Genomic DNA, 13,883 nt, shown 5'->3' on the forward strand with positions numbered 1-13,883 from the left:
CGCGCCGACCGGCGGCGTCAGGTCGTCTCGCTGCTGAGGAAGCGGTCGGCGAACGCGGTGGCCTGGAAGGCACCGCGCATGTCGCGGATCACGCGGTGCGCCTGCTCGACGATCGCGCGCAGCTCGTCGGGGTTGCGCGCGCGCTCGACCTTGAGCGCCAGGCCCTCGGCCAGCGGGCCGAGCAGGTCGTTGAGGCTGCGCACGATCTCGCGCTTGAGCTGGTCACCGAACGCGGGCAGCGGCGCCTGGGGCTTCGGCGCCGGCGCGCTGGCCGCGGCCGGCACGGCGGCCGCTGCGGCCACCGGCACCGCGGTGACGCCGACCGGCTCGACGAAGCCGTCGTCGATCAGCGCGCGCAGCGCCTCGTCGCCCTGCGGCAGCATGCGCTTGAGCTCGTCGTCGCTGCGCTTGCCGTCGACGAGGATCAGCGCCTGCCGCAGGCGCGGCGGCAGGTGGTGCGTGCGCGTGGCGATCTCGGCCTGGCCTTTGGCGGTCTTGCGGTAGACGGTGGGCATCGAGCGGTACCTCGGTCAGTGACGATGGCCGCGGCGCGCGCGGCGGCGGGCGGCGGCGCGGGGCACGTATAGTGGATGCGTGCAGCCGGGCACGAACCCCTGGAAATCCCGATGAGCTACGAACACATTCTGACCACCCTGCACGGCGACGGTGCGCTGAAAACGGCGGTCATCACCCTGCATCGTCCGAAACAGCTCAATGCGCTGAACGACGCGCTGATGGACGAACTCGGCGCCGCGCTGCTCGCGTTCGACGCCGACGACGGCGTCGGCTGCATCGTGCTGACCGGCAGCGAGAAGGCCTTCGCCGCCGGCGCCGACATCTCGGCGTGGGCCAAGCTCGACTTCATCGACATGTACCGCGGCAACGTGATCACCCGCAACTGGGAGACGATCACACGCGTGCGCAAGCCGGTCATCGCCGCGGTGGCCGGTTACGCGCTCGGCGGCGGCTGCGAGCTGGCGATGATGTGCGACTTCATCATCGCTGCCGACAGCGCCAAGTTCGGCCAGCCCGAGATCAAGCTCGGCATCATCCCCGGCGCGGGCGGCACGCAGCGCCTGCCGCGCGCGATCGGCAAGGCCAAGACGATGGACATGGTGCTCACCGGCCGCTTCATGGACGCGGTCGAGGCCGAGCGCAGCGGGCTCGTCGCGCGCGTCGTGCCCGCCGACAAGCTGATGGACGAGGCACTGGCCGCCGCCGCGACGATCTGCGGCTTCGGCATGCCGGCGGTGATGATGGCCAAGGAGTGCGTCAACCGCGCCTTCGAGGCGCCGCTGGCCGAGGGCCTGGCCTTCGAGCGACGTGCCTTCCACGCGCTGTTCGCGACGCAGGACCAGAAGGAAGGCATGGACGCCTTCCTCGCCAAGCGCGCACCGCAGTTCCGTCACGGCTGAGCGGCCCGCGGCGGGGTCCGGTCGTCGACCGCGGCCCACAGCTCGGCGACGTGCGCCGCCCAGTGGCGGTAGTGCGCGTCGCCGGGCGCGAAGTACGGCACGCCGCGCTCGACGCAGGCGCGCACGCGCCGCACGAGCGGGTCGGCGCCTGGCACGTCGTGCACGCGCTGCTCGAGTTCGTGCAGCACGGCGTGGCGCGCGAAGGCCTGCGCCGGCGACGTCAGTCGCTCGAAGACGGGGTGCTGCATCGGATCGACGGCCATCGCGCGATTCCTGTCGCTGTCGTCACGCCCGCCGGGCGGCGGGAACGAACCGGCTCCGTCCCCCCGGCGGCAGCCGCGGGGACCCGGTGCTTGGCCGCCATCTTCGTCACGCCGTCAGCGGGCTGTAGGGTTCGCCAGGGAAAGGCACGGGCCGCAGCGCCAAGAAGTCACGCCCGGCGGGCGTGCGGCGGCGCACTCAGGGCTGCACCCAGCGCGCGCCACGGTCGTCGAAGACGGCGCGGCGGTGACCTTCGGCGTGCAGTTCGAGCCAGTCGATCGCCTGCACCTGCGCTTCGACGAGCGCGAAGGCCTCGCGCGCGACGCCGGGACCGTTGCGGGCGCCGAGTGCGGTGCCCGGCGGCAGCGGCGACAGGTAGTCCTGCGCCGCCGGCGTGAGCTTCAGCCGCGCCCAGCGCGACGACGCGGCCAGCCCGCCGTGGTCGACGCTGAAGCGGCAGCGCAGCCGCACCTGCCAGCCGAGCTCGGCCGACCACGCCATCAGCGTGCCCAGCGGGTACGCCGTGAGCTGGGCCACCTTCGGCGAACGCACGTCGGTGTAGAAGACCAGGCAGCGCGCGGCGGCGTCGACCTCGCGCAGGATCACGCTGCGCACGTGGCCGGCCTCGCCGTCGGTGGTGGCCAGCGCCATCGTGCGCCACGGGTGGCCGCGCTGCGCCGCGGCGCGCTCGAGCTGCTGCCAGCAGCTGCGCTCGATCGCGGCCAGGTCCTCGAGGCGCTCGCCCATCGCGTCCTCGCGCCGGTGGTCGCCGCGCTACGCGGCGTCGGGCGCCTCGCGCCGCAGCGCCGGAAAGAGGATCACGTCGCGGATGCTCGGGCTGTCGGTCAGCAGCATCACGAGGCGGTCGATGCCGATGCCGCAGCCGCCGGCCGGCGGCATGCCGTACTCGAGCGCGCGGATGAAGTCGGCGTCGTAGTACATCGCTTCCTCGTCGCCGGCGGCCTTCGCCGCGGCCTGCGCGGCGAAGCGTGCCGCCTGGTCCTCGGCGTCGTTGAGCTCCGAGAAGCCGTTGGCCATCTCGCGGCCGGTGATGAACAGCTCGAAGCGCTCGGTGATCGTCGGGTCGTGATCGGCCGCGCGCGCCAGCGGCGAGACCTCGACCGGGTAGTCGACGATGAAGGTCGGCTGCCACAGCTGGTGCTCGACCGCGGCCTCGAACAGGCCGAACTGCAGCTCGGCGAGCGACCAGTGCGCCGGCGGCTCCTCGCCGAGCGCCTTCAGCTTCGCATGCAGCACGCCGGCGTCGGCCGCCTCGGCCGCCGTCAGCCCCGCGTACTCGACGAGCGCGTCGCGCACCGTCAGGCGGCGAAACGGTGCATCGAGGTCGACCGGCTTGCCGCCGTAGTCGACGACGGCGCTGCCGGTGGCCTGGCGCGCGGCGTGGCGCAGCAGCTGCTCGGTGAAGTCCATCAGGTCGCGGTGGTTCCAGTACGCCGCGTAGAACTCCATCATCGTGAACTCGGGGTTGTGGCGAATGCTGATCCCCTCGTTGCGGAAGTTGCGGTTGATCTCGAACACGCGCTCAAAGCCGCCCACGAGCAGGCGCTTCAGGTACAGCTCCGGCGCGATGCGCAGGTACATCGGCTGGTCGAGCGCATTGTGGTGGGTGACGAACGGCCGCGCGTTGGCGCCACCCGGGATCGGGTGCAGCATCGGCGTCTCGACCTCGAGGAAGCCGTGCTCGAGCATGAAGTTGCGGATCGACGCGATCGCCTTGCTGCGCGCGATGAAGCGCGCGCGCGCGTGCTCGTCGGTGATCAGGTCGACGTAGCGCTGGCGGTACTTCTGCTCCTGGTCGGTCATGCCGTGGAACTTGTCCGGCAGCGGCCGCAGGCTCTTGACGAGCAGGCGCAGCCGCTCGACCTTCACGCTGAGTTCGCCGGTGCGCGTGCGAAACAGCACTCCCTCGGCGCCGACGATGTCGCCGAGGTCCCAGTGCTTGAAGTCCTCGTAGGCGAGCTCGCCGATGCCGTCGCGGCTGACGAACAGCTGCAGCCGCCCGCCGGTCGGGCCCATCGAGCCGTCCTGCAGCGTCGCGAAGCTGGCCTTGCCCATCACGCGCTTGAGCATCATGCGGCCGGCCACGCGCACGCGCACGCCCTGCGGCTCGAGCTCGTCGTTGGGCACCTGCGCGTAGCGGCGCTGCAGGTCCGCGGCGTCGTGGCTGGGTTTGAAGTCGTTCGGGAACGCAGGCCCGTGGCGGCGCAGCGCGGCCAGTTTCTCGCGCCGCTGTTCGATGAGCTTGTTCTCGTCGGGCGTCAGCTCGGGCAGCGCGGGGCGGTCGTCGTTCATGGCAGGTCCGGGGTGGGCCGCGAATTCTAGGCGTCCGCCCCGGCACGGTCGTGGACAATCGCGCCCCGTCGCCACCCCTGCCGCCCGCAACGCCCGCCGCCCGATGTCGCTTGCCGGTCTCGTCCCGGGCGCCGCCGTGCACCTGGCGTCGCGCATCGCGACGGTGGCGCTCGGGCTGGCCGTCGTCGTCGCCGTCGCGCGGCAGGGCCCCGAGGTGCAGGGCGCATTCACGCTGTTCGTCGCCGTCGAATCGGCGCTGCTGGCGCTTTGCTCGGGCTTCGGTCTCGCGCTGGCGCGTGGCGTCTCGCACCGCGGTGACGACCCGGCGCCGCTGCTGCGCGCGTGGCTGCGCGTCGCGCTGGCCATCGGCGTGGTCACCGCGGTGGCGCTGTTCGCGGCATCGCGCATCGCGACGCAGCCGCCTTACGGGCAGCTCGGCTGGCTCGCGCTGGCCGCCCCCGTGCTGCTCGTCGTGCCAACGGCCAGCGGCCTGTGGCTCGGCCGCGGCCAGATGGTGCGGCTCAGCACCCCGCAGGTCGCGCTGCCGCTGGCCGTGCTCGCTGCGCTCGGGCTGGCCGCCGCGAGTCGGGGGGACGGGCACGGTGCGCTCACGCTGGTCGAGGTGCTCGCGGCGTGGGTCGCGTCGCGCGTGCTCGTCGGCCTGGGCAGCCTCGCGGCGTCGCTGCGCGAGGCCCCGCCGTCGCCCGGGATGGCCCCGCGGCCGGCGCTGGCGCTGCTGCGCGACGAGTGGCGCTTCGTCGCGGCGGTGGGTGCCGCCAACGTCGTCGCGGTGCTGAACTACCGCGTGCCGCTGTTCGTCGTCGAGCACGTGCGCGGGCTCGACGCGACCGGGGTCTACGCCGTCGCGGTGCAGCTCGCCGAGCTGCTGTGGCTGCTGTCGGCGGCGCTGAGCACCGCGGCGTACCGGCGCATCGGTGCGCCGGACCGCGACCAGGCCGCGCGCGTCGCGCTGCAGGCCACCGGCTGGGGCGTGGCTGCCACGCTGGTGGCCGCGCCGCTGCTGTGGGTCGCGGCGTGGGCATGGCTGCCACTGCTCGTCGGCGCCGCCTACGCCGACGCGTTGCGCCCGCTGGCGCTGCTGCTGCCCGGTGTCGTGCTGTACGCGACGGCGTCGGCGATGTCGGCGTTCTTCACGAACCACCTCGGCCAGCCGCAGTGGGCCGCACGCATCGCGGCGCTGTCGCTCGCGCTCAACACGCTGGGCTGCCTGTGGGCCGTGCCACGCTGGGGCCTCGAAGGCGCCGCGGCGAGCACGAGCCTGAGCTACGCGCTCGCGATCGCGGTGGCGTGGGTGCAGTTTGCACGCGCGGCCGGCGTGGCGTGGCACGCGCCGTGGGCAATGCGCGCGGACCGACAATCGCCGCCGTGAGCCTCAAGCACACCCTCGCCGCCGCGTGGCGCCGCCTCGTCGCGCCGCGCATGGTCTACGGCTGGCGCGGCGCCGATGGCCGCTGGCGCGCGCACACGCGCGTGAGCACGCACAGCGACATCGGCTGCCGCGAGCGGCTCGCGATCGGCGACCACGTCTACATCGGCCACTTCAACGTGATCGACGCCTCCGGCGGCCTCGAGATCGGCGAGGGCTGCCAGGTCACGAACCACGTGTCGATCCTGACGCACTCGACGCACCACGCGCTGCGCATCGGCGGGCGCACGTTCTACGGCCACCCGCAGCCGCCGGGTTACCGGCAGGCGGCCACGGTGCTCGGGCCGTACTGCTTCATCGGCCCGCACAGCGTGATCGGCCCCGGCGCGCGGCTCGGCAAGGGCGTGCTCGTCAAGGCCTACAGCCACGTCACAGGCGAGGTGCCCGACTTCGCGATCGTCGAGGGCCAGCCGGCGCGCGTCGTCGGCGACACGCGCACCGTCGACCGCGCGCTGCTCGACGCGCACCCGCAGATGCGCGCGCACTACGAAGCGTGGGCCGGCCCGCTGGCGGCACCGTGAGCGCGCCGCGGCTTCTCTTCGTCGGCGACGCCGACAGCGTGCACCTGCAGCGCTGGGTGCGCGAGATGCACGCGCGCGGCGCCGAGTGCCACGTGATCACGCGCCGCCCGGCGCCGCTGGCCGGCGCGACGCTGCACGCGGTGCGTCCGGGCGACGACGCGGCCGGCTGGTTCGCCGCGCTGCCCGAGGTGCGCCGCGTCGCGCGCGCGATCGCGCCCGACCTCGTCCACGGCCACTACGTGACGTCCAACGGCCTGTGGGCCGCCGCCTGCGGCGTGCGCCCGTGCGTGATCACCGCCTGGGGCAGCGACCTGCTGGTCACGCCGCGCGAGAGCCGTGCCAAGCGCTGGCTGACCGGCTGGATCCTGCGGCGCGCCGACCTGCTGACCGGCGACAGTGCCGACCTGCTCGACGCGATGCGCGCCTTCGACGTCACGGCGCCGTGCCACGAGATCCTGTGGGGCGCCGACACCGAGCGCTTCGTGCCGCCGGCGCGGCCACGCGATCCCGACGTGTTCACGATCGTCAGTCTGCGCCAGTGGCTGCCGAACTACCACATCGACGTGATCCTGCAGGCCGTCGCGCGGCTGCGCGCGCGTGCGCCCGGCGCGGCGCTGCGCCTGCTGCTGCTCGGCGGCGGTGCGCTCGAGCCGCTGCTGCGCGACCAGGCCGCCGCGCTCGGGTTGCTCGAGCCCGGCGCCGAGGTGGCACGCTTCGTCGGCCGCGTCGACGACGCCGGGCTCGTCGCGGCGCTGCAGGCGGCCGACGTGTCGGTCAGCGTGCCGGCCAGCGACGCGACGTCGGTCGCGCTGCTCGAGTCGCTGGCCTGCGGCTGCGCCGTCGTCGTCTCGGACCTGCCGGCCAACCGCGCATGGGTCGACGACGCCGGCGGGCTGCGCGTGCCGGCGGGCGATGCGGTGGCGCTGGCCGACGCATTGCACGCGCTGCTCGCCGACCGCGCGCGCTGCGCCGCGATGGGCGTGCACAACCGCGCCGTCGCGCTGGCGCGCGCGTCGCGCCGTGCGCAGATGGACCGCATGTGGGCGCTGTACCTGCAACTGCTGGGGCGCGCGGCATGAGCACGGCGCGCCTGGTCAGCGTCGTCGTGCCGTGCCGCAACGAGGCAGCGCACGTCGACGCCTTCGTCGCGTCGGTGCTCGCGCAGCGGCTGCCCGACGGCGTCGCGCTCGAGCTGATCGTCGCCGACGGCGCGAGCGACGACGGCACGCGCGAGCGGCTCGCCGCGCTCGCGGCGCGCGAGCCACGCCTCACGGTGATCGACAACCCGCAGCGCATCGTCGCCACCGGGCTGAACCGCGCGCTGGCTGCCGCGCGCGGCGACGTCGTCGTGCGCATGGACGTGCACACCACCTACACCGACGACTACGTCGCGCAGTGCCTCGTGACGCTGGCGCGCACCGGCGCCGACAACGTCGGCGGTCCGTGGCGCGCCGAGGGCACGGGGCCGTGGGGGCGCGCGATCGCCGCGGCGTTCCAGTCGCGCTGGGCCGCCGGCGGCGCGCGCTCGCGCTCGCTGAGCCACGACGGTCCCGTCGACACCGTCTACCTCGGCTGCTGGCCGCGCGCGACGTTCGAGCGCTTCGGCGGCTTCGACGAGACGCTGGTGCGCAACCAGGACGACGAGCACAACCTGCGCATCGTGCGCGGCGGCGGGCGCGTGTGGCAGAGCCCGGCGATCCGCAGCACCTACCACCCGCGCGAGTCGCTGGCCGCGTTCGCGCGCCAGTGGCTGCAGTACGGCTACTGGAAGCCGTTCGTGATGCGCAAGCACGGGCAGCCGGCGTCGGCGCGGCACCTGCTGCCCGGCGCGTTCGTCGCGGCGCTGGCGCTCTCGGCGGCGGCCGCGCTGCTCGGCCTCGGCGCGCTGCCGCTCGCCGCACTCGTGGCGGTCTACACGCTGGCGGTGTTCGCGCTGGCCGTCGACGCGGCCGCGCGCTCGTCGTGGACGCTGCTGCCGCGGCTGCCGGTCGTGATCGCGACGCAGCAGCTGGCCTACGGCGCCGGGACGCTGCTCGGCGCCTGGGACGCCTGGCGCCACGGGCGCGGTCGCGAGCGCTTCGCCCGCCTGACACGATGACCGACCCCGCCCCGCCCGACGAGACCGGCGCCGTGCGCGAACGCTACGCGCGCCGCGCCGCCGACGACCCGCGCTACCACCCGCTGCAGCCCGACGTGTGGCAGTCGCGGCTCGAGCGCGAGCGTGTGTTCCTGCGCTGGCTGGCCGCGCTGGGCTGGCGCGACCTCGACACCCGGCGCGCGACCGACGTCGGCTGCGGCAGCGGCGGCCAGCTGCTCGACCTGCTGCGGCTGGGCTTCGCACCGCAGCACCTGACGGGCCTCGAACTGCTGCCCGAGCGCCACGCCGCCGCGCGCGAACGGCTGCCCGCCGCCGTCACGCTGTGGCTCGGCGACGCGTGCGAGGCGCCGGTCGCGCCGGCCAGCCAGGACCTGGTGCTGCAGTCGACCGTGTTCTCGTCGCTGCTCGACGACGCGTTCCAGCAGCGCCTGGCCGACGCGATGTGGCGCTGGGTCAGGCCCGGTGGCGGCGTCTGGTGGTACGACTTCACGCGCGACAACCCGCGCAACCCCGACGTGCGCGGCGTGCCGGTGGCGCGCATCCGCGCGCTCTTTCCGCAAGGCACAATCCGCACCTGGCGCGTGACGCTGGCCCCCCCGCTGGCGCGTGCCGTCTGCCGCGGTCACCCCGCGCTGTACCCCGCGTTCAATGCCTTGCCCTGGTTGCGCACCCACGTCCTGGCGTGGATCGGCAAGCCGTGCTGACCCCGCATCGGGGCCGCACGCCGCGCGTTCTCGCTCACTGAAGGGATCCGAGAGATGAAGGTCACGATCGTCGGCACGGGTTACGTCGGGCTGGTCACCGGCGCCTGCCTGGCCGAGATGGGCAACCACGTGCTGTGCGTCGACGTCGACGAGCGCAAGATCCGCATCCTCAACGAGGGCGGCCTGCCGATCCACGAGCCCGGCCTGCTCGAGGTCGTGCAGCGCAACGTGCAGGCCCGGCGCCTCGAGTTCACGACCGACGTCGACCGCGGCGTGCAGCACGGCACGCTGCAGTTCATCGCCGTGGGCACGCCGCCCGACGAGGACGGCTCGGCCGACCTGCGCTACGTCGTCGAGGCGGCGCGCCAGATCGGCCGGCGCATGACCGACTACAAGGTCGTCGTCGACAAGAGCACGGTGCCGGTGGGCACCGCCGACAAGGTGCGCGCCGCGATCGCCGAGGAGCTCGCGCTGCGCGACGTGCAGGTCGAGTTCGCCGTCGTCAGCAACCCCGAGTTCCTGAAGGAAGGCGCGGCGGTCGAGGACTTCATGCGTCCCGACCGCGTCGTCGTCGGCGCCGACGACGAGCGCGCCGTGCTGCTGATGCGCTCGCTGTACGCGCCGTTCGTGCGCAGCCGCGACCGCCTGCTCGTGATGGACGTGCGCAGCGCCGAGTTCACGAAGTACGCCGCCAACGCGATGCTCGCCACGCGCATCAGCTTCATGAACGAGCTCGCGCTGCTCGCCGAGAAGCTCGGCGCCGACATCGAGCGCGTGCGCCAGGGCATCGGCAGCGACCCGCGCATCGGCCACCAGTTCCTCTACGCCGGCGCCGGCTACGGCGGCTCGTGCTTCCCGAAGGACGTCAAGGCGCTGCTGAAGACCGCCGCCGACCACGGCCAGGCGCTGTGGGTGCTCGAGGCCGTCGAGCGCGCCAACGAGCGGCAGAAGCACGTGCTGGTCGACAAGATCGTCGGCCGCTTCGGCGCGAAGCTCGACGGGCGCACGTTCGCGCTGTGGGGGCTGGCGTTCAAGCCCGGCACCGACGACATGCGCGAGGCGCCGAGCCGCGTGCTGGTGGCCGCGCTGCTCGAGCGCGGCGCGCGCGTCGTCGCCTACGACCCGGTCGCGATCGGCGAGGCCAAGCGCGTGTTCGGCGACATCGCCGGCCTGGGCTACGCCGACAGCGCCGCGGCGGCGCTCGAGGGGGCCGACGCGCTCGTCATCATCACCGAGTGGAAAGAGTTCCGCAGCCCCGACTTCGACGCGATGCGTGCGGCGCTGAAGCAGCCGGTCGTGTTCGACGGGCGCAACCTGTTCGAGCCCGAGCTGATGGCCGGCTTCGGCATCGAGTACCACGCGATCGGCCGCGCGGCGCACACCAAGGGTGTCGGCGAGCCGTGACCGTGGCACGAACGTGACGGCGTCCGGCCTGCCTTTCCTGCCGTTCGCGCGGCCCGAGATCGGCGACGAGGAGATCGCCGCCGTCGTCGAGACGCTGCGCTCGGGCTGGCTGACGACCGGGCCGCAGGCGCAGCGCTTCGAGGCCGAGTTCGCCGCCTGGCTCGGTGATGCGAGCCTGCACTGCGTCGCCGTCAACTCGGCCACCGCCGGGCTGCACCTGGCGCTCGAAGCCGCCGGCGTCGGCCCCGGCGACGAAGTCATCACGACGACGCACACGTTCACCGCGACCGCCGAGGTCGCACGCTACCTCGGTGCCGACGTGAAGCTCGTCGACATCGACGCGACGACCCTGAACATCGCCCCCGCCGCGGTCGAGGCCGCCATCGGTCCGCGCACGAAGGCCATCGTGCCGGTGCACTTCGGCGGGCTCGCGGCCGAGATGCCGGCGCTGCTGGCGATCGCGCGCCGTCACGGGCTGAAGGTGATCGAAGACGCCGCGCACGCGCTGCCCACGACCTGCGGCGGCGCGCTCGTGGGCACGCTGGCCAGCGACGCCACCGTGTTCAGCTTCTATGCGAACAAGACGATCACGACCGGCGAGGGCGGCATGCTCGTCACGCGCGACGACGCGCTCGCGAAGCGCGCCAGGGTGATGCGCCTGCACGGCATCAGCCGCGACGCGTTCGACCGCTTCACCGCGAAGACGCCGGGCTGGTACTACGAGATCGTCGCGCCGGGCTTCAAGTACAACCTGACCGACCTCGCCGCCGCGATCGGCCGCGTGCAGCTGACGAAGGCGCACGCGTTCCAGCAGCGGCGCGCGCGCATCGCAGCGCGGTACGACGCCGGCTTCGCCGGGCTGCCGGTGGTCACGCCGCCGCACGCGAAGCCCGGCGACACGCACGCCTGGCATCTGTACGTGCTGCGCCTGGCCGACGACGCGCCGATCGGGCGCGACGCGCTGATCGAGCGCCTGTTCGCGGCCGGCATCGGCTGCAGCGTGCACTACATCCCGCTGCACCGCCAGCCGTACTGGCGCGAGCGCTACGGCCTCGCCGATGCGATGTTCCCGGCCAGCCAGCGCGCGTACGAGCGCTCGCTGAGCCTGCCGATCTACCCGGCGATGACCGATGCTGACGTCGATCGCGTGATCGACGCGGTGCGCGACGCGCTGCGCTGACGCCGGCGCGATCACGCGGCGATGGCCAAGCGCGTGTTCGACCTCGTCGCCGCGTCGGCGCTGCTCGTGCTGCTCGCGCCGCTGATGCTCGCGATCGCCGCGTGGGTGCGCCTCGACTCGCCGGGCCCGGCGCTGTTCCGCCAGGAGCGCGTCGGCCGCGGCGGGCGCGTCTTTCGCATCCACAAGTTCCGCACGATGGTCGCCGACGCGCCGCAGCGCGGCCCGGCGCTGACGGTCGGCGACGACGCACGCATCACGCGCGCCGGGCGCTGGCTGCGGTGCCACCGCCTCGACGAGCTGCCGCAGCTGATCGACGTGCTCATCGGCGACATGAGCCTGGTCGGCCCGCGGCCCGAGGTGCCGCGCTACGTCGCGCACTATCCGCCCGCGCTGCGCGACGCGGTGCTCGCGCTCAAGCCCGGGCTGACCGACCCGGTGTCGCTCGCGCACCTCGACGAGAGCGCGCGGCTCGCGCAAGCGGCCGACCCCGAGCGCGAGTACATCGAGGTGCTGCTGCCGCGCAAGCTCGAGCTGTCGCTCGCCTACGCGCGCCGCGCGACGGTGTGGAGCGACCTCGGCGTGCTGTGGCGCACCGCGGCGGCGCTGCTGGGGCGTCGATGATGGAATGTTGATGAGCCAAGCCGCAAGCCGCTTCTGGCTGCGCGTGGACCGCGCGCTCGCGCGCATCCGCCCGTGGCGGCAGCCGCTGTCGCTGGCCGTCGACGCGGCCGTCGTCGTCGTCGCGTGGCAGCTCACGTACCTGTTCCGCCTCGGCTTCGAGCGCTGGTGGATCGCACGCGCCGACTACGACGCGTGGGTCCTGCTCGGCGTCGTCGGCGCGTACCTCGCGGCGTTCGTCGCCGCCGGCGTGCCGCGCGGCATGTGGCGCTTCACCGGCTTCGGCGAGCTGCGGCGCATCGCGCTGGCGTGCATCGCGGCCGGCCTCGTCGCCGCCGCCGTCGTGCGCGGGCTCGGGCTGGTACAGATCCCGCGCGCCGTGCTCGCGCTGCACCCGTTCGTCGTGCTCGTCGGCGTCGCGCTCGTGCGCCTCGCGTACCGTATGCTCTACGAGCACGCGCGCGCGCAGATCAGCGGCGGCGGCGAGCGGCGCGCGATCGTGATCGGCGCCGGCGACGCGGCGCGGCTGCTGCTGGCCGGCATCCACCGGCAGGGCTGGACCGTGCTCGGCCTGCTCGACGACGACCCGGCCAAGCAGGGCGCGCGCATCGCCGGCGTGCCGGTGCGCGGCACGGTCGCCGACCTCGCGCGCGCCGACGTGCTCGCCGGCGCGACGCACCTGATCTTCGCGATCCCGACCGCCCGCGGCGCACGCCGACGCGAGATCTTCGCGCTCGCGGCGTCCACCGGCCTGCCGCTGCTGACGGTGCCGTCGGCGGCCGAACTGCGCGAAGGCGGCGGCAGCGTCGAGCGCCTGCGCGACGTGCGACCCGAGGACCTGCTCGGCCGCGAGCCGGTGCAGCTCGACGAGGCCGGCATCCGCGAGACGCTGGCCGGCAAGACGGTGTTCGTGACCGGCGCCGGCGGCAGCATCGGCAGCGAGCTGTGCCGCCAGATCGCGCGCTTCGCGCCGGCGCGGCTGGTGCTGTTCGAGCTCGGCGAGTACAACCTCTACGCGATCGAGCAGGAGCTCGCGCAGCGCTTCCCGCGGCTGGCCGTCGTGCCGCTGATCGGCGACGTCAAGGACCTGGCCGCGCTGCGCGCCGCGTGCGCGCGCTGGCGCCCGCACGTCGTGTTCCACGCCGCGGCGTACAAGCACGTGCCGCTGATGGAGGACGACGCCAACGCGTGGGGCTGCGTGCGCAACAACGTCCTCGGCACCTACCACGCGGCGCTCGCGGCCGCCGAAGCCGGCGCCGAGCGCTTCGTGCTGGTCAGCACCGACAAGGCCGTGCACCCGACCAGCGTGATGGGCGCGAGCAAGCGCGCCGCCGAGCGCGTCGTCGCGACGCTGGCGGCCACGCACCCGGGCACGCGCTTCATGGCCGTGCGATTCGGCAACGTGCTCGGCTCCAGCGGCAGCGTCGTGCCCAAGTTCAAGCAGCAGATCGAGGCCGGCGGCCCGGTGACGGTCACGCACCCCGACGTGATCCGCTACTTCATGACGATCCCCGAGGCGGTGCAGCTCGTGCTGCAGGCCGCCGCGGTCGGCGAGACCGGGCAGGTGCTGGTGCTCGACATGGGCGAGCCGGTGAAGATCGTCGAGCTGGCGCGGCAGCTGATCCGCCTGGCGGGCCGGCGCGACGACGAGATCGCGATCGAGTTCACCGGGCTGCGCCCGGGCGAGAAGCTGTACGAGGAACTGCTCGCCGACGCCGACGAGACGCTGCCGACCGCGGCACCCCGCGTGCTGCGGGTGCGGCTGGCGACGCCGCCGCTCGATCTGTCCGCGCTGGCCGCCGCGCTGTCGCCTGCGGCGGCGGCACCGGGTGCGGCGCGCGCGTGGCTCGCCGACGCCGTGCCGGAGTACCGGCCCACGCCGGGCGACGTCGCCGCGGCGTGAGCCTCGCGCCTTGCCGCGC

14 protein-coding genes are annotated in these 13,883 nt (G+C 74.0%); 10 read left to right on the forward strand and 4 right to left on the reverse strand.

The genetic code is table 11. The annotated features are described in order from the left end of the window. Positions 1–17 precede the first annotated feature (17 nt). Positions 18–515 (reverse strand): hypothetical protein, encoded by a 498-nt coding sequence (locus MOJ79_RS01730; protein ID WP_241922602.1) that lies wholly within the window; start codon positions 513–515, stop codon positions 18–20. 111 nt (positions 516–626) lie between these two features. Between MOJ79_RS01730 and MOJ79_RS01735 the strand changes: the two genes are divergently transcribed. Continuing rightward, entirely contained in the window at positions 627–1,415 is a 789-nt protein-coding gene (locus tag MOJ79_RS01735; protein WP_241922603.1) for an enoyl-CoA hydratase, read from the forward strand. Here MOJ79_RS01735 and MOJ79_RS01740 read toward each other — a convergent pair. From MOJ79_RS01740 to lysS, 3 genes are all read right to left on the reverse strand, one after another. Further along, complete coding sequence (locus MOJ79_RS01740; RefSeq protein ID WP_241922604.1) at positions 1,406–1,678, reverse strand: hypothetical protein; 273 nt, start codon at positions 1,676–1,678, stop codon at positions 1,406–1,408. The two genes, MOJ79_RS01735 and MOJ79_RS01740, sit on opposite strands and share 10 nt — an antisense overlap. A gap of 196 nt (positions 1,679–1,874) precedes the next feature. Continuing rightward, positions 1,875–2,423 (reverse strand): pyridoxamine 5'-phosphate oxidase family protein, encoded by a 549-nt coding sequence (locus MOJ79_RS01745; protein ID WP_241922605.1) that lies wholly within the window; start codon positions 2,421–2,423, stop codon positions 1,875–1,877. A 27-nt stretch (positions 2,424–2,450) separates the two neighbouring features. Then, positions 2,451–3,989 carry a lysine--tRNA ligase gene (lysS, locus tag MOJ79_RS01750; protein WP_241922606.1) on the reverse strand — a complete coding sequence of 513 codons (1,539 nt, stop codon included), beginning with the start codon at positions 3,987–3,989 and terminating at the stop codon, positions 2,451–2,453. Between the two features lie 103 nt (positions 3,990–4,092). Between lysS and MOJ79_RS01755 the strand changes: the two genes are divergently transcribed. The 9 genes from MOJ79_RS01755 to MOJ79_RS01795 are packed head-to-tail and all read left to right on the forward strand — an operon-like array spanning position 4,093 to position 13,864. Then, complete coding sequence (locus MOJ79_RS01755; protein WP_241922607.1) at positions 4,093–5,379, forward strand: polysaccharide biosynthesis C-terminal domain-containing protein; 1,287 nt, start codon at positions 4,093–4,095, stop codon at positions 5,377–5,379. Next, positions 5,376–5,957 (forward strand): acyltransferase, encoded by a 582-nt coding sequence (locus MOJ79_RS01760; RefSeq protein ID WP_241922608.1) that lies wholly within the window; start codon positions 5,376–5,378, stop codon positions 5,955–5,957. Before MOJ79_RS01755 ends, MOJ79_RS01760 begins: the two co-directional genes overlap by 4 nt. Then, complete coding sequence (locus MOJ79_RS19075; RefSeq protein WP_241922609.1) at positions 5,954–7,036, forward strand: glycosyltransferase; 1,083 nt, start codon at positions 5,954–5,956, stop codon at positions 7,034–7,036. The genes MOJ79_RS01760 and MOJ79_RS19075 overlap by 4 nt, the downstream gene beginning before the upstream one ends. After that, positions 7,033–8,055 (forward strand): glycosyltransferase family 2 protein, encoded by a 1,023-nt coding sequence (locus tag MOJ79_RS01770; RefSeq protein ID WP_241922610.1) that lies wholly within the window; start codon positions 7,033–7,035, stop codon positions 8,053–8,055. Before MOJ79_RS19075 ends, MOJ79_RS01770 begins: the two co-directional genes overlap by 4 nt. Next, entirely contained in the window at positions 8,052–8,759 is a 708-nt protein-coding gene (locus tag MOJ79_RS01775; RefSeq protein WP_241922611.1) for a class I SAM-dependent methyltransferase, read from the forward strand. Before MOJ79_RS01770 ends, MOJ79_RS01775 begins: the two co-directional genes overlap by 4 nt. Positions 8,760–8,813: 54 nt before the next feature. Then, entirely contained in the window at positions 8,814–10,163 is a 1,350-nt protein-coding gene (locus MOJ79_RS01780) for a UDP-glucose dehydrogenase family protein (RefSeq protein ID WP_241922612.1), read from the forward strand. Between the two features lie 13 nt (positions 10,164–10,176). Continuing rightward, positions 10,177–11,343, forward strand: a complete 1,167-nt coding sequence (locus MOJ79_RS01785; protein ID WP_241922613.1) for a DegT/DnrJ/EryC1/StrS family aminotransferase — start codon at positions 10,177–10,179, stop codon at positions 11,341–11,343. Positions 11,344–11,364: 21 nt separating this feature from the next. Next, positions 11,365–11,964 (forward strand): sugar transferase, encoded by a 600-nt coding sequence (locus tag MOJ79_RS01790; RefSeq protein ID WP_241922614.1) that lies wholly within the window; start codon positions 11,365–11,367, stop codon positions 11,962–11,964. A 10-nt stretch (positions 11,965–11,974) separates the two neighbouring features. After that, positions 11,975–13,864, forward strand: a complete 1,890-nt coding sequence (locus tag MOJ79_RS01795) for a polysaccharide biosynthesis protein (protein WP_241922615.1) — start codon at positions 11,975–11,977, stop codon at positions 13,862–13,864. Positions 13,865–13,883 lie beyond the last annotated feature (19 nt).

This window comes from Calidifontimicrobium sp. SYSU G02091, from assembly GCF_022631395.1.
GTDB classification, from domain to species: Bacteria; Pseudomonadota; Gammaproteobacteria; order Burkholderiales; family Burkholderiaceae_C; genus Calidifontimicrobium; species Calidifontimicrobium sediminis.

What these genes read in the sequence shown, in the direction of transcription:
- MOJ79_RS01755 (WP_241922607.1), top strand. Translation starts at nt 4,093, where the DNA reads ATGTCGCTTGCCGGTCTCGTCCCGGGCGCCGCCGTGCACCTGGCGTCG.
- MOJ79_RS01735 (WP_241922603.1), top strand. Translation starts at nt 627, where the DNA reads ATGAGCTACGAACACATTCTGACCACCCTGCACGGCGACGGTGCGCTG.
- MOJ79_RS01730 (WP_241922602.1), bottom strand. Translation starts at nt 515, where the DNA reads ATGCCCACCGTCTACCGCAAGACCGCCAAAGGCCAGGCCGAGATCGCC.
- MOJ79_RS01775 (WP_241922611.1), top strand. Translation starts at nt 8,052, where the DNA reads ATGACCGACCCCGCCCCGCCCGACGAGACCGGCGCCGTGCGCGAACGC.
- MOJ79_RS01790 (WP_241922614.1), top strand. Translation starts at nt 11,365, where the DNA reads ATGGCCAAGCGCGTGTTCGACCTCGTCGCCGCGTCGGCGCTGCTCGTG.
- MOJ79_RS01745 (WP_241922605.1), bottom strand. Translation starts at nt 2,423, where the DNA reads ATGGGCGAGCGCCTCGAGGACCTGGCCGCGATCGAGCGCAGCTGCTGG.
- lysS (WP_241922606.1), bottom strand. Translation starts at nt 3,989, where the DNA reads ATGAACGACGACCGCCCCGCGCTGCCCGAGCTGACGCCCGACGAGAAC.
- MOJ79_RS01795 (WP_241922615.1), top strand. Translation starts at nt 11,975, where the DNA reads ATGAGCCAAGCCGCAAGCCGCTTCTGGCTGCGCGTGGACCGCGCGCTC.
- MOJ79_RS01770 (WP_241922610.1), top strand. Translation starts at nt 7,033, where the DNA reads ATGAGCACGGCGCGCCTGGTCAGCGTCGTCGTGCCGTGCCGCAACGAG.
- MOJ79_RS01740 (WP_241922604.1), bottom strand. Translation starts at nt 1,678, where the DNA reads ATGGCCGTCGATCCGATGCAGCACCCCGTCTTCGAGCGACTGACGTCG.
- MOJ79_RS01780 (WP_241922612.1), top strand. Translation starts at nt 8,814, where the DNA reads ATGAAGGTCACGATCGTCGGCACGGGTTACGTCGGGCTGGTCACCGGC.